This is a genomic window from Streptomyces sp. SAS_270, assembly GCF_052543295.1.
In genome coordinates, this window is the sequence record NZ_JBMNDS010000050.1 from 61,465 (window position 1) to 75,633 (window position 14,169).

14 protein-coding genes are annotated in these 14,169 nt (G+C 73.3%); 7 read left to right on the plus strand and 7 right to left on the minus strand.

Annotated features, from left to right (window positions below):
- The first annotated feature begins 148 nt into the window (after window positions 1–148).
- The 7 genes from ACN6LB_RS28650 to ACN6LB_RS28680 are packed head-to-tail and all read left to right on the plus strand — an operon-like array spanning window position 149 to window position 8,140.
- On the plus strand, window positions 149–1,246 hold the full coding sequence (locus ACN6LB_RS28650) for an ADP-ribosylglycohydrolase family protein (protein WP_445028405.1): 1,098 nt from the start codon (window positions 149–151) through the stop codon (window positions 1,244–1,246).
- Window positions 1,243–2,622 carry an ADP-ribosylglycohydrolase family protein gene (locus tag ACN6LB_RS28655; protein WP_445028406.1) on the plus strand — a complete coding sequence of 460 codons (1,380 nt, stop codon included), beginning with the start codon at window positions 1,243–1,245 and terminating at the stop codon, window positions 2,620–2,622. The genes ACN6LB_RS28650 and ACN6LB_RS28655 overlap by 4 nt, the downstream gene beginning before the upstream one ends.
- 8 nt (window positions 2,623–2,630) lie before the next feature.
- On the plus strand, window positions 2,631–3,788 hold the full coding sequence (locus tag ACN6LB_RS28660) for an ADP-ribosylglycohydrolase family protein (RefSeq protein ID WP_445028407.1): 1,158 nt from the start codon (window positions 2,631–2,633) through the stop codon (window positions 3,786–3,788).
- On the plus strand, window positions 3,776–5,143 hold the full coding sequence (locus tag ACN6LB_RS28665) for an ADP-ribosylglycohydrolase family protein (RefSeq protein ID WP_445028408.1): 1,368 nt from the start codon (window positions 3,776–3,778) through the stop codon (window positions 5,141–5,143). The genes ACN6LB_RS28660 and ACN6LB_RS28665 overlap by 13 nt, the downstream gene beginning before the upstream one ends.
- Entirely contained in the window at window positions 5,140–6,063 is a 924-nt protein-coding gene (gene rbsK / locus ACN6LB_RS28670; protein WP_445028409.1) for a ribokinase, read from the plus strand. Before ACN6LB_RS28665 ends, rbsK begins: the two co-directional genes overlap by 4 nt.
- A complete protein-coding gene (locus tag ACN6LB_RS28675) occupies window positions 6,060–7,289 on the plus strand; it encodes a CaiB/BaiF CoA transferase family protein (RefSeq protein WP_445028410.1) in 1,230 nt (409 codons plus the stop codon). The genes rbsK and ACN6LB_RS28675 overlap by 4 nt, the downstream gene beginning before the upstream one ends.
- On the plus strand, window positions 7,286–8,140 hold the full coding sequence (locus tag ACN6LB_RS28680) for an HpcH/HpaI aldolase/citrate lyase family protein (RefSeq protein WP_445028411.1): 855 nt from the start codon (window positions 7,286–7,288) through the stop codon (window positions 8,138–8,140). The genes ACN6LB_RS28675 and ACN6LB_RS28680 overlap by 4 nt, the downstream gene beginning before the upstream one ends.
- A gap of 64 nt (window positions 8,141–8,204) precedes the next feature.
- On the opposite strand, the gene lgt is transcribed toward ACN6LB_RS28680, so the two are convergent.
- The 7 genes from lgt to ACN6LB_RS28715 all read right to left on the minus strand — a co-directional run bounded on the left by lgt (window position 8,205) and on the right by ACN6LB_RS28715 (window position 14,097).
- Complete coding sequence (lgt, locus tag ACN6LB_RS28685; RefSeq protein WP_445028412.1) at window positions 8,205–9,245, minus strand: prolipoprotein diacylglyceryl transferase; 1,041 nt, start codon at window positions 9,243–9,245, stop codon at window positions 8,205–8,207.
- A 119-nt stretch (window positions 9,246–9,364) separates the two neighbouring features.
- On the minus strand, window positions 9,365–10,141 hold the full coding sequence (locus ACN6LB_RS28690; RefSeq protein ID WP_356140188.1) for a DsbA family protein: 777 nt from the start codon (window positions 10,139–10,141) through the stop codon (window positions 9,365–9,367).
- A 118-nt stretch (window positions 10,142–10,259) separates the two neighbouring features.
- The gene (trpA, locus tag ACN6LB_RS28695; protein WP_356140189.1) at window positions 10,260–11,075 is read right to left on the minus strand and encodes a tryptophan synthase subunit alpha; all 816 of its coding nucleotides are present in this window, start codon (window positions 11,073–11,075) and stop codon (window positions 10,260–10,262) included.
- A complete protein-coding gene (gene trpB, locus ACN6LB_RS28700; protein WP_445028413.1) occupies window positions 11,072–12,358 on the minus strand; it encodes a tryptophan synthase subunit beta in 1,287 nt (428 codons plus the stop codon). Before trpB ends, trpA begins: the two co-directional genes overlap by 4 nt.
- A gap of 58 nt (window positions 12,359–12,416) precedes the next feature.
- Complete coding sequence (gene trpM, locus ACN6LB_RS28705) at window positions 12,417–12,665, minus strand: tryptophan biosynthesis modulator TrpM (protein ID WP_356140191.1); 249 nt, start codon at window positions 12,663–12,665, stop codon at window positions 12,417–12,419.
- A gap of 22 nt (window positions 12,666–12,687) precedes the next feature.
- The gene (gene trpC, locus ACN6LB_RS28710) at window positions 12,688–13,497 is read right to left on the minus strand and encodes an indole-3-glycerol phosphate synthase TrpC (RefSeq protein ID WP_356140192.1); all 810 of its coding nucleotides are present in this window, start codon (window positions 13,495–13,497) and stop codon (window positions 12,688–12,690) included.
- Between the two features lie 120 nt (window positions 13,498–13,617).
- A complete protein-coding gene (locus tag ACN6LB_RS28715; protein ID WP_445028414.1) occupies window positions 13,618–14,097 on the minus strand; it encodes a DUF2752 domain-containing protein in 480 nt (159 codons plus the stop codon).
- Between the last annotated feature and the right edge of the window lie 72 nt (window positions 14,098–14,169).

A 14,169-nucleotide genomic window follows, 5' to 3' on the forward strand; every position in this document is an offset into this window, starting at 1 on the left:
CCTGCACTTTTACCCGCCCACGCTCATTCGTGATCATGGCTGCACAGATGTCGTCCGGGTGACGCTGGGGCTCGCGAGGCTCTGCCGAACCACTCAGGTGGCACAGATCCGCAAAGGGGGTCCGTGCCCTGAGAAGGAGAGGCACCGTATGGCTTCCATCGCCTGCATTCCCTCGGCCCCGGCGCCCGGCGGCGCCGGACTCCGCGAACGCGCGCACGGGGCGCTGCTCGGCCTCGCCGTCGGGGACGCGCTGGGCGCGCCCGCGGAGAACATGAAGCCGTCCGAGATCCGCACCCGCTGGGGCCGCATCACCGGGTACGTCAGCGACAACCCGGCCGGCACCGACGACACCGAGTACGCGATCTTCTCCGGGCTCCTGCTGGCCCGGCACGGCTCGGCGCTCACGGTCGCCCATGTGGAGGCGGCCTGGCACCAGTGGATCGCCGACCGCGACGAGGGACCGTTCCGCGGGGCGGGCTTCAGCGAGCGGGGCACGCTGGAGAACCTCCGCCGGGGTCTCGCCGCGCCCATCTCGGCCCAGCACCGGCACGCCTGGAGCGACGGACTCGCCATGCGCGCGGCCCCCTTCGGGGTCTTCGCCGCGGGCCGCCCGGCGGAGGCGGCCCGGCTGGTGGCGATCGACGGCTCCGTCAGCCACGACGGCGAGGGCATCTACGGCGGCCAGGCCGTCGCGGCGGGCGTCGCCGCGGCGATGGCGGGCGCCCCCACCATCGCGGTGGTCGCCTCCGCGCTCGCCGTCATCCCGGACGACTCCTGGACGGCCCGCTCGCTGCGCCGCGCCGTCGCCGTGGCCCACCGCGGCGAACGCGCGGTCCGCTCGGCGGTCGTCATCGGCGGCTACCCCTGGACCGACCTCGCGCCCGAAGCGGTGGCCCTGGCCTTCGGCGCGTACGCCGCCGCCGACGGCGACTTCACGGAATCCGTGCTCACCGCCGTCAACATGGGCCGCGACGCCGACACCACGGCAGCCGTCGCGGGCGCGCTGGCCGGCGCGACACAGGGCGCCTCGTCGATCCCCGCCGCCTGGGCCGCGGCGATCGGCCCGGCCCGCGGCAGCTGCCTCCCCTCCATGCGGGGCCACCACGTCCTGGACATCGCCGAGTTGCTGACTCCGGGCGAGGACGGGAAATGGGGGACGGGGGTGCGGGACGGGGCCGGGGTCGGGCTCGTACGGGATCCGGACGCGTTCGTACTGGCCTCCGACGAGGACGAGGTGGAGGCGTGAGACCCGGGCTGGTGGCAGACGAGCCCGGCGAGGGCGCCGCGTCGGCGGCGGAGCCGCACACGGAGGCGGAGGCCCCGCAGAAGCCACCCGAGACGGCTACCGCCGAGCGACCGGTGAGGGCGAAGCCGAACGGACCCGCGGCCGCCGACGGCGAGGACGCCCCGCAGGGGCCACCCGCACCCGACGAGGAAAGCCGCACGGGTGGTGCGGGTGGGAAGAGCCGGGCCGAAGGCGCAGCCGAGGCCGGAACGCGACGCCCCCACCCTCGCCGTATCGAGGGCCTCCTGCTCGGCCTCGCCGCGGGCGACGCCGCCGGGTGGCCCGCCGCAAGGCACCGTGCCGCGCGGATGCCCGAGTGGACGCGGCGGCTGACACGGGAGCTGGACACGTTCGCCGAGCAGAACGCCACCACCACACTGCCCGTGCCCATCGCGCTGAACCAGCCGCCGGAGCCGCTGCGGCTCGGGCCGTCGGACGACGCGGAGTGGGCGGCGTTCGCGGCCGAGGCCGTACTGCGGGCCGCGGACGGGAGCGCGCTGGAGGACCTGAGCCGGGAGCGCCGGATGCGGGCGGCCATCGACCTGTCGTGGAACGCCGTCGCCGCCGAGGTCGCCGCGGCCGCCGACCGCGCCGCCGAGGCCGAGTCGATGCTGCTGCCGCTGCGCGCCCGGATCTCCGTACGGGCCGGACTCGGCAACCTCGCCGCCGGGCTGCGTCCACCCGCCACCGGCCACGACAACCCCCACTACTTCGACGACGCCGCCTGCGTACGGGCCTGCGTGCTCGCCGTGGCCCACCGGGGCGACCCCCGACGCGCCGCGGAACTCGCCGAGTTCGACGCCCGCTACACCCAGGACGGCGACGGCGTGCACGGCGCCCGTGCCATGGCCGCGGCGCTCGCACAGGCCCTCGCCGGCGCCGACGTCGACGCCTGTGTGACGGCCGCGCTCGCCGAGCTGCCCGAGGCGACGGAGATCGGCCGCAACGCCCGGCACGCGGTCGCACTCGCACACGGCGCCGACAGCGCCTTCGGCCTCGTCCCGCTCCTGGAGCACCAGATCGTCGACCACGTCTACAGCTACGGCATCGCCGCCGCCGAGACCGTCCCCGTCGCCCTGGCCCTCGCCCTCGCCTCCCGCGGCCGGATCGCCGAGGCGGTGCCCGCCGCCGCCTGTCTGTCCCGCGTCGCCGACTCCGCCCCCGCCCTCGCGGGCGCCCTGACCGGCGCACTGGGCGGCGGCGCCGCGCTCCCCGCGTCCTGGCGCGACGCCTGCCGCATCCTCTCGGGCTGCGCCCTGCCCCGCCTGACGGGCACCGACCTGGTGGAACTCGCCGAGCTCCTGGAATCAGAGGAACGGGGCACACCAGGAGGATGATTCGGGACATGACGCCCACAACACCCCTTGATGAGCGGATCGACCACGCCCTCGTCGGAGCCGCCGTCGGCGACGCGCTCGGCGGTCCCGTCGAGGGCTACACCCCCGAGCAGATCGTCGAGCGCCACGGCGGCCGCGTGCACGGCGTCGTCGGCCCCTGGAACGGCGACACCTGGCGCACCGCCCGCCCCATCGCCCCGTACCACAAGGGCGACGGGCACGTCACCGACGACACCTTGATGACCCATGCACTGGTACGGGTCTACGGCGCCGTACGCGACCACCTCGACGCGTACGCGGTCGCCGAGCACCTCGTCCCCGACCTGATGACGACCCCGCGCTGGATCCCCGAACTGGAGGCCGAGGCGCTCCCCCTCCAGCGGATCTTCCTCGCCGAGAAGTGGCTGGTGGCGCGCCTCCACTACGGCCACGCGGACCCCCGGGAGGCAGGGGTCGGCAACATCGTCAACTGCGGTGCCGCGATGTACATGGCCCCGGTCGGCCTGGTCAACGCGGCGAACCCGGCGGGCGCGTACGCCGAGGCGCTGGACGTCGCGGGCGCGCACCAGTCCTCGTACGGCAGGGAGGCCGCCGCCGTCTTCGCGGCGGGGGTGGCGGCTGCCTGCGCGCCGGACGCGGACCCCGACTCGGTGGTCGCGGCATGCCTGGCCCTCGCGAAGGACGGCACACGTGCCGCGATCGAGACGGTCTGCGAAGTCGCCGCCCGCTACAAGGACTTCGAGTCGGCACTGCGCCCGCTGCGCGAGGCCGTGGCTCCCTACGACACGGTGGGCCCCGACTACCGCACGCCCTCGCTGGACGCCCGCCGGCCCTCCCGTATCCGGTCGATCGAGGAACTCCCCATCGCGCTGGGCATGTTGGTGGTCTCCGGCGGCGACTACCGGCACGCCGTCCTCGGCTCGGTCAACTACGGCCGCGACTGCGACTCCATCGCCACCATGGCGGGCGCCCTCGCCGGCGCGCTCGGTTCGGAGGTCCCGCGCGACTGGGCCAAGACGGTCGGCGAGGCGAGCCGCCTCGATCTGCACGCCCCGGCGGTGACGCTCACGCGGGTGGCAGCCGAGATCTTCGCCCGCGACCTGAGCCGCCGCCGCGCCCACGAGTCGGCGTTCGCCCAGCTCGGAGGCGCGAGATGCTCCGACTGACCTGGGTGCAGCCCGAGGACCTCCTCGGCCATGAACTCCGCCAGGCGGCACAGGACGGCCGCGAGCCGTCGGCGATCGCCGCCCGCTGGCGCGCGGCGGGCGGCCCGGAGGCCCCGCTCACCGCGGGCGCCTCACCGGCTCCGGCGTCTCCCTACCTCCGGGTCCTTGCAGAGGACCTCCTCGACGAACTGGCGGACCTGCCCGGCAAGTTGACAGATCAGGAGCCGACGAGCGCCGCCCGGATCAAGGCGCACTGCCCGAACTGGCCCGCGCCGCCCGCCGCTCCTGCGCGTCTCCCGGCGAACGCATCCCTCCTCCGCCTGGAAGCAGCCTGGCTGGGCAGAGCAGCAGGGTGCCTCCTGGGCAAACCGGTGGAGAAGCTGCCGCTGGAAGGCATCCGCCGACTCGCCCGCGCCACCGGCAACTGGCCCCTGCACACCTGGTTCACCGCGAAGGGCCTCCCCCCGGAACTGACCACCGCCTATCCGTGGAACCGCCGCTCCGCGACCACCTCCCTCGCCGAGAACATCGACGGCATGCCGGAGGACGACGACCTCAACTACCCCCTCCTCAACGTCCTGTTGCTCCAGCGGTACGGCCGCGACTTCACCACCGCGGACGTGGCCCGCCTCTGGCTGGACGAACTCCCCGCGGGCCGTACGTTCACCGCCGAACGCATCGCCTACCGCAACCTCCTCTCCGGCATCGAGCCCCCGCACACGGCCCGCCTGCGCAACCCGTTCCGCGAATGGATCGGCGCACTGATCCGCGCGGACGTGCACGGCTGGACGAACCCCGGCGACCCGGCCGGCGCCGCCGAGCAGGCCTACCGCGACGCCACCCTCACCCACACCGCCAACGGCGTCTACGCCGCGATGTTCACGGCGGCCACCATCGCCGAGGCCGCCACCGGACGCCACGACGTCCACCACTGCCTGCGCACCGGCCTCACCGTCGTCCCGCCCGACTCCCGCCTTGCCCGGGCGGTCCGCCATGCCGTCCAAGTCGCCCTGAGACACGAGGACTTCGACGCCGTGGTGGACGAACTGCACGCCACCCACCGCGCGTACCACTGGGTCCACGCCATCCCCAACACCGCCCTGATCGCCGCCGCCCTCACCCACGCGGACGGCGACTTCACCGGCTCCGTCTGCCGTGCGGTGTCCGGAGGCCTGGACACCGACTCCAACGGCGCGACGGCGGGAAGCATCGCGGGCCTGCTGGCCGGTGACCCCGCCGCCCTGCCCGACCGCTGGACCACCCCCCTCAAGAACCGCCTCGCCACCTCCGTCGCCGACTTCAACGGCACGGGCTTCGACACCCTCGCCCACCTCACCCACCGGGAGATGCGTTGACCCAGATCGCCGTGCTCGGCAGCACGAACATGGACCTTGTCGCGTACGTCGCCAAGGCCCCGCAGCGCGGAGAGACGGTGACGGGGCGGGAGTTCCGTACGGTCCCGGGCGGCAAGGGCGCCAACCAGGCGATCGCCGCGGCCCGTTCGGGCGCCGACGTCTCGATGATCGGCGCGGTGGGCGCCGACGCGTTCGGCAGCCAACTCCGCGCCACCCTGGAGCACTCGGGCGTGGACACCGACCATCTGCGCACCATCGAGGGCCCGTCCGGCACCGCGCACATCGTCGTGGACGACGAGGGCGGCAACGCGATCGTGGTCATCCCCGGCGCGAACGGCACCGTCGACCACCTCGCCCCCGGCGACGAGAGTCTCATCGCCGGCGCCGACGCGCTCCTCCTCCAGCTGGAGATCCCGCTCGCCGGCGTTCGGGTGGGCGCCGAGGCCGCGCGCCGTCACGGGGTACGCACCGTCCTCACCCCCTCCCCCGCCCAGCCGCTGCCTGCCGAACTCCTCGCCGTCACGGACCTGTTGGTGGCCAACGAGCTGGAGGCCGCCACCCTCACCGGAGTCACCGACCCCCAGCAGGCGGCCACCGCGCTCCTCGACCTGGTGCCGGAGGCGGTGATCACGCTGGGCGCGGCCGGCAGCCTGTACGCGGCCCGGGGCACCGAGCCGTTCGCCGTGCCCGCGCCCCGGGTGGCCGCCGTGGACTCGACCGGCGCGGGCGACACCTTCGTCGGAGCCCTGGCCGTGGCACTCGCGGAAGGCAGGCCGGTCGGGGAGGCCCTGGCGTGGGCGTCGGCGGCGGCCTCCCTCTCGGTGCAGCGGCTCGGGGCGTCGTCCTCGATGCCGTACCGCCCCGAGATCGACACGCAGGCGTCGCAGCAGACGCGACAGCCGCAGCAGCACACCTCATGAGCGCCCGGGCAGGGGCCCGACCCGCGGGCGCGCACACGGAGTTCGGCCCGCTCAGCGGCCTGCGCGTCCTCGACCTCGCGACGCTGTTCGCCGGACCGCTCGCCGCCACCATGCTCGGCGACTTCGGCGCCGAAGTGATCAAGGTCGAGCATCCGGGCCGCCCCGACCCGTCCCGGGGACACGGCCCTTCCAAGGACGGCGTCGGCCTCTGGTGGAAGCTGCTGGGCCGCAACAAGCGCACGATCACGCTCGACCTGTCCCGGCCCGGCGGCCGAGCGACCCTGCTGCGCCTCGCCGCGACCGCCGACGTGATCATCGAGAACTTCCGCCCCGGCACACTGGAGAAGTGGGACCTCGGCTGGGAGGAGCTGTCGGCCGCGAACCCCCGGCTGGTGCTCGCCCGGGTCACCGGCTTCGGCCAGTTCGGCCCGTACGCGCGCCGCCCCGGCTTCGGCACGCTCGCGGAGGCGATGAGCGGCTTCGCGGCCATCACCGGCGAACCGGACGCGCCGCCGACCCTGCCGCCCTTCGGGCTCGCCGACTCGATCGCGGGCCTGGCGACGGCGTACGCGGTGATGGCCGCGCTCCGGGCCCGCGACACGACCGGTCAGGGCCAGGTGATCGACATGGCGATCATCGAGCCGATCCTCACGGTCCTCGGCCCGCAGCCGCTCTGGTACGACCAGTTGGGCCACGTCCAGCCCCGCACCGGCAACCGCTCCGCGAACAACGCGCCCCGCAACACCTACCGCACGGCGGACGGTTCATGGGTCGCCGTGTCCACCTCGGCGCAGTCGGTCGCGGAACGCGTGATGCGGCTGGTCGGCCGCCCCGACCTGATCGAGCAGCCGTGGTTCGCGACGGGCGCCGACCGCGCCCACCACGCGGACGTCCTCGACGAGGCGGTCGGGGCGTGGATCGCCGCCCGTACCCGCGCGGAGGTCGTCGAGGCCTTCGAGAAGGCGGAGGCCGCGGTGGCCCCGATCCAGGACGTACGGGATGTGATGACCGACCCGCAGTACGCCGCCCTGGACACCATCACCACCGTCGAGGACCCCGAACTGGGCCCGCTGCGCATGCAGAACATCCTCTTCCGGCTCTCCGCCACCCCCGGCGCGATCCGCTGGACGGGCCGCCCGCACGGCGCCGACACGACCACAGTCCTCACCGAACTGGGCCTGACCCCCACCGAGATCAACACCCTGAGAACGGAGGGAGCCCTGTGACCGCCCCGCACGCGCTCCCCGCCTCCTTCCCCCTCACCTGGCTGTACGTCCCCGGCGACCGCCCCGAGGTCGTGGCGAAGGCCCTGGTCGCCGGGGCCGACGTCGTTCTCGTCGACCTGGAGGACGCCGTCGCCCCCGAACGCAGGGGGTACGCCCGTGCGGCCACCGCCGAGCTGCTCACCGAGCCGCCGACCGTCCCGGTGCATGTGCGGATCAACGCCCTCGGCAGTCCCGCCGCCGAGGACGACCTCAGGGCCCTCTCCTCGCTGCCCGGCCTGTCAGGGCTGCGGCTGCCGAAGGTGACCTCGCCCTCGGATGTCGTACGGGTCGCGGAGCGCGCCGCTCCCGCCGGGGGTGGCGCGCTTCCCCTGTACGCCCTCGTGGAGACGGCCCTCGGCGTGGAGCAGGCCTTCGCCATCGCCTCCGCCCACCCGGCGCTGCACGGCATCGCCCTCGGCGAGGCCGACCTCCGGGCGGACCTGGGGGTACGCGACGACACCGGCCTGGACTGGGCCCGTGCCCGCGTCGTCGTGGCCGCACGGGCCGCGGGCCTGGCCCCGCCCGCGCAGTCCGTCCACCCCGACACCCGCGACCTCGACGGCCTCGCCGCCTCCTGCGCCCACGGCCGCGCCCTGGGCTTCCTCGGCCGGGCCGCCATCCACCCCCGCCAACTCCCCGTCATCGAGCGGGCCTATCTCCCCACCCCGGACGAGATCGCCTCCGCCGAAACCATCGCGAAGGCCGCCGCGGCCCACCCGGGCGCCCAGGCCCTGCCCGACGGCCGGTTCATCGACGCGGCGGTCGTGGCAGACGCCCACCGCACGCTGGCGCTGGCCCGCCGCTCGGGCTGAGCGCAGCACACGAAGGGGGGGCCGGATCCACGATCCGGCGCCCCCTTCGACGTACGAGCGAAGCTCAGCTCTTCTTGGCCGACTCTGCCTCGTCCTTCATGGACTCGCCGGACTCAGCGGACTCGGCAGGCTCCGCGGGCTCGGCGGCTTCCGCAGGCTCGGCGTCCGCCTTCTTGGCGAGATCGACGTCGGCGTCGGCATCGGCATCGGTCTTGGCGTCGGCTTCGGCCTCACCGTCGGCGGCCGTGTCACCGGCGTCGGCCTCACCGGCTGCCTCACCCTCGTCGGCAGCGCCCGGCTCGACGATCTCCTCGCGCCCCGGCCGCAGCCGCGCCGACAGCACCATGTAGACCACCGCGAGGACGAAGACCACCATCGCGGTCCAGTCGTTGAGACGCAGGCCCAGGATGTGGTGGGCGTCGTCGACGCGCATGTACTCGATCCAGCCGCGGCCCACGCAGTACGCGGCGACGTACAGCGCGAACGCCCGCCCGTGGCCGAGCTTGAACCGGCGGTCGGCCCAGATGACGAGGAAACCGACACCGACGCACCACAGCGACTCGTACAGGAACGTCGGGTGGTACGTGCCCGGGACGCGGCCGTCCGTCGAGGACGTGATCTTCAGGGCCCACGGAACGTCCGTGGCCTTGCCGTACAGCTCCTGGTTGAACCAGTTGCCCCAGCGGCCGATCGCCTGCGCGAAGACGATGCCGGGGGCGAGGGCGTCGGCCCAGGCCGGCAGCGGAATGCCCCGGCGGCGGCAGCCGATCCAGGCGCCCACCGCACCGAGCGCGATCGCGCCCCAGATGCCGAGGCCGCCCTGCCAGATCTTGAAGGCGTCGACCCAGTCACGGCCCTCGCTGAAGTACAGCTCGTAGTCCGTGATCACGTGGTAGAGCCGGCCGCCGACCAGGCCGAACGGCACGGCCCAGACCGCGATGTCGGCCACCGTGCCGGGCCGCCCGCCTCGGGCGATCCAGCGCTTGTTGCCGAGCCAGACGGCTACGAAGACGCCGATGATGATGCAGAACGCGTAGCCGCGCAGCGGAATGGGGCCGAGATGCAGCACACCGTGCGACGGGCTGGGGATGTAGGCAAGTTCCATGGCAGGGTCGACGCTACCGTGCCGGGCACCACCCACGGCAAGCAGCCCGGCAACGGGTCCATAACGTGCGACGCCCCCGACCCGCGAGGCGGCCGGGCGCACCGGGGCCGGTGCGGGGCTCAGCCCTTGTTCTCCGCCTCCACCATCTGCTTCAGCTTCGCCGGTGTCATCGTCTGGTCGGCGTAGATGTTCCTGCTGCCCAGCAGCACGGTCGGGGTGCCGGTGAAGCCACTGTTCTGGAAGGCGGCGTACGACTTCTGGACCCAGCTGTCGTGCGTGCCGTTCTTGACGCACTTCTGGAAGGCCGGCGTGTCCAGGCCGTCGACCTTGCCCGACAGGTCGATGAGCTTGTTGTTGCTGGAGAAGTCGTCCTGCGTCTCGTTGGGCTGGTTGTCGTACAGGACGTCGTGGTAGGCGGTGAACTTACCGGCGCCCTGCGCGCAGGCCGCGGCGTTGGCGGCGCGCAGCGAGCCACTGCCGCCCCGGGCCGAGTCGATGAGGGTGACCAGGTGGTACTCGACCTTCAGCTGTCCCGCGGCGACCAGTTCATGGATCGTCGGGCGATACCTGGTCTCGAAGTCCAGGCAGGCCGGGCAGCGGAAGTCCTCCCACACGGTGAGCGTCGACTTGGCGGCGTCCTTGCCGACGGGGATCGCGAGGCCGTCCTTGCCCGTCGCCCCGGAGGGCGCCACGGCCGGGCCCGCGGAGTCGCTCTTGGAGTCCTTGCCGGAGTTCGCCGCAAGGACTCCGACCACCGCCGCGAGCCCCAGGACGCACACCACCGAGGCGCCCACGATCACGGCACGGCGGCGCTTCTCCGCGGCCTTCTGCTTCTCTCGCTCGACCGCCAGCTTCTCGCGGGCGGTGCGCTTTCCCTCACGGTTCTTCTCGCTCACATCCGGCAGAACGAACCGGGGAGGCGCAGCGCCCCCCCCCGGTCCCAGGTCCACCCGTTCGAGCTATTCGTACGACATGCCCACATGGGCACACACGCTCGCCCGAACGCCGTGCGTGCTAAGCCGTGCCGCGCACACCCTTCGCCAGGTCGCCCGCGAGCTCCCGTACGGCGTCCAGGCCCGCCTGCTCGTCGGCGGCGTCCAGCATCCGCTTCACGAAGGCGGAGCCGACGATCACACCGTCGGCGAAGCCGGCGACCTCGGCGGCCTGGGCGGCGTCGGAGACGCCGAGGCCGACGCAGACCGGCAGGTCCGTGGTTGCCTTGGTGCGCCGCACCAGGTCCTGGGCCTGCGCGCCCACCGACGCCCGGGTGCCCGTGACACCCATCAGCGAGGCCGCGTACACGAAGCCGCTGCCCGCCGCGGTGATGTCGGCGAGCCGGGCGTCCTTGCTGCTGGGGGCGACGACGAAGACGGTCGCGAGGCCATGCTTCTCGGCGTGCTCCCTCCACAGCGCCGACTCCTGCACCGGCAGGTCGGGCAGGATGCAGCCCGCGCCGCCCGCCTCGGCCAGCTCGGCGGTGAAGCGCTCGACGCCGTAGCGGTCGATGGGGTTCCAGTACGTCATCACGAGCACCGGCTTCCCGGTCGCCTCGTACGCCTCCTTGACCGTCCGCATGACGTCGGCGATCTTGACGCCGCCCCGCAGCGCGATGTCGTCGGCGGTCTGGATGACGGGTCCGTCGAGGACGGGGTCGCTGTGCGGCAGGCCCACCTCCACGACGTCCGCGCCGCCGTCGAAGACGGCCTTGATCGCCTCGATGCCGCCGTCCACGGTCGGGAACCCGGCCGGGAGGTAGGCGATGAGAGCGGAGCGGCCCTCGGCCTTCGCGCCGGCCAGGGTGTCGCTCAACAGCTGGATGTTGCCGCTCACTTGGCGTCCCCCTCGATCTCGGCGATGTCGCTGTCGGCGTCCGCGGCCACGGAGGCGTCCGTGTCGTAGAGGCCGAAGTAGCGGGCGGCCGTGTCCATGTCCTTGTCGCCGCGGCCGGACAGGTTGACGATGATCAGCCCGTCCTTGCCCAGCTCCCTGCCGACCTCCAGGGCCCCGGCGAGCGCGTGCGCGCTCTCGATCGCCGGGATGATGCCCTCGGTGCGCGACAGCAGGCGAAGGGCCTGCATGGCCGCGTCGTCGGTGACCGCGCGGTACTCGCCGCGGCCGCTGTCCTTGAGGTAGGAGTGCTCGGGGCCGATGCCCGGGTAGTCCAGACCGGCCGAGATCGAGTACGGCTCGGTGATCTGGCCCTCCTCGTCCTGGAGGACGTAGGACCGCGAGCCGTGCAGGATGCCGGGCTCGCCGGCCGTCAGCGTGGCCGCGTGCTCGCCGGTCTCGATGCCGTGCCCGGCGGGCTCGCAGCCGATGAGGCGTACGTCGGTGTCCGGGATGAAGGCGTGGAAGAGGCCGATGGCGTTGGAGCCGCCGCCGACGCAGGCCACGGCCGCGTCGGGGAGCCGTCCGGCGCGCTCCAGGATCTGCCGCCGGGCCTCGACGCCGATCACCCGGTGGAAGTCGCGCACCATGGCCGGGAAGGGATGCGGCCCGGCGACGGTCCCGAACAGGTAGTGCGTGCGGTCGACGTTGGCGACCCAGTCGCGGAACGCCTCGTTGATCGCGTCCTTGAGCGTGCGGGAGCCGGACTTCACGGCGATGACCTCGGCGCCGAGCATGCGCATCCGGGCCACGTTGAGCGCTTGGCGCTGGGTGTCGATCTCGCCCATGTAGATGGTGCACTCGAGCCCGAAGAGCGCGCACGCGGTGGCGGTGGCGACGCCGTGCTGACCGGCTCCGGTCTCCGCGATGACGCGGGTCTTGCCCATCCGCTTGGTGAGCAGCGCCTGGCCCAGCACATTGTTGATCTTGTGCGAGCCGGTGTGGTTGAGGTCCTCGCGCTTGAGGAACATCCGGGCGCCCCCGGCGTGTTCGGCGAACCGCGGGACCTCGGTGAGGGAGCTGGGGCGGCCTGTGTAGTGGACGAGCAGGTCGTCCAGCTCACGGGCGAACTCGGGGTCGTGCTTCGCCTTGTCGTACTCGACGGCGACCTCGTCCACGGCGGCGACCAGCGCCTCCGGGATGAACTTGCCGCCGAACGCGCCGAAGTAGCCCTCGGCGCTGGGGATTTGACCGTCGGGGTCGGGAATGAAGAACTCGCTGGGCATGCGGAAACCTCACGGTGAGTTGTTTTTGACAACCGAATCGCCGTGGGGGCGGGGCTCGTCAGACGACCGAAGGACGGACGCGCCTGATCGCGCCCGCGCGGCGGTAGCCGCACATCAAATAGAGCCCCGCGCCCCTCACGGGGCGCTGCCATCGCATGCCGTTCACCTGGCCCGGCTCGTCCCCGATGACGTACCGCACGCGGCGGCCGTGGACCCGGCGTGCGGGCGCGCGGCAGCCGCGGGGACGGCAGCCGCGCGCGAGGCGGGCGTACCGGTCCGTGGGCGTCATGGTGGTCGTGGGCTTCATCGGGGCCAAGCCTAGCCGGACGTCAGCCGCGACCGTGCCGCAGCGCGGGGTGTGCGCCCGCGGCGACCAGGTCGGAGACCGCGGTCCTCGGGTCGCGGCCGGTGACGAGGGACTCGCCCACCAGGACCGCGTCGGCGCCGGCGTTGGCGTACGCGATCAGGTCGTGCGGTCCCCGGACACCGGACTCGGCGATCTTGACGATGCCGGACGGGATCTCGGGGGCGACCCGCTCGAACGTGGTGCGGTCGACCTTGAGGTCCTTCAGGTTGCGCGCGTTGATGCCGATGACCTTGGCGCCCGCGTCCACCGCGCGCTCGACCTCGTCCTCGTCGTGCACCTCGACCAGCGGGGTGAGTCCGATGGACACCGCCCGCTCGACGAGGGACTCCAGGGCGGCCTGGTCGAGGGCGGCCACGATCAGCAGCGCGAGGTCGGCGCCGTACGCACGGGCCTCCCACAGCTGGTAGGACGTGACGATGAAGTCCTTGCGCAGGACCGGGATGTCGACCCGGGCCCGGACGGCCTCGAGGTCGGCCAGCGAGCCGCCGAAGCGCCGCTGCTCGGTCAGTACGGAGATGACGGCCGCGCCGCCCGCTTCGTAGTCCGCGGCGAGCGCGGCCGGGTCGGCGATCGCGGCGAGCGCGCCCTTGGAGGGGCTGGAGCGCTTGACTTCGCAGATGACCTTGACGCTGTCACCGCGCAGGGCGGCGAGGCCGTCCTTGGCCGCCGGAGCCTTCGCCGCGCGCTCCTTGAGCTCGTCGAGGCTGACGCGCGCCTGCCGTTCCGCGAGGTCGGCACGGACGCCGTCGATGATCTCGTCGAGCACACTCACGCGAGCGGCCCCCTTCCTGACGGTGGACGGTTGAACGGTCACTGCGATGGTATCCGGAGGAAGGGCTAGGCCTCACATCCGGTTGACGCCGGTCCCACTACCTGGACATTTGTCATTTGATCAAGGATGCAGCCGGCCACCGAACGGCAGGTTCCGGACAACGGTGAAGACCAGCAGCAACGCGCCGACCGCCCAGAGGTGGACCGATCCGAGGTCGAGCCGCAGCGGTCGCCCGCGTGCGGAGCGGACCACCCAGACGGACCACACCACCGCGAAGAGCAGATACCCGCAAACGGCGGCCGCGTTGTCCGTGAGCGCCGTCGTGAAGTCGCCGTGCACGAAGGCGTGCGCGCTGCGCAGGCCGCCGCAGCCGGGGCAGTACAGGCCCGTGTACCGCAGCAGCGGGCAGATGGGGTAGTGGCCGGGCTGGTTGGGGTCGACGGCCCCGACGTACGCGAAGGAGCCGACGACGGCGGCGAGCACACCGGCGGGGACGGCGAGCCGTCGCAGCACGGCGGCGGCCTCCGTGCCCGTGCGGGTGCCCGCGCCGGTGCGCGGCCGCTGGGTCACCCTCCGGGTTTCGGCGTTCACCTCACGCATTCTGCCCCTCCGCGGCCGCTGCCGCTCTTCGCGGACAGCGGACACGCGAGAGGCGGCCCCGGCANGTGTGCC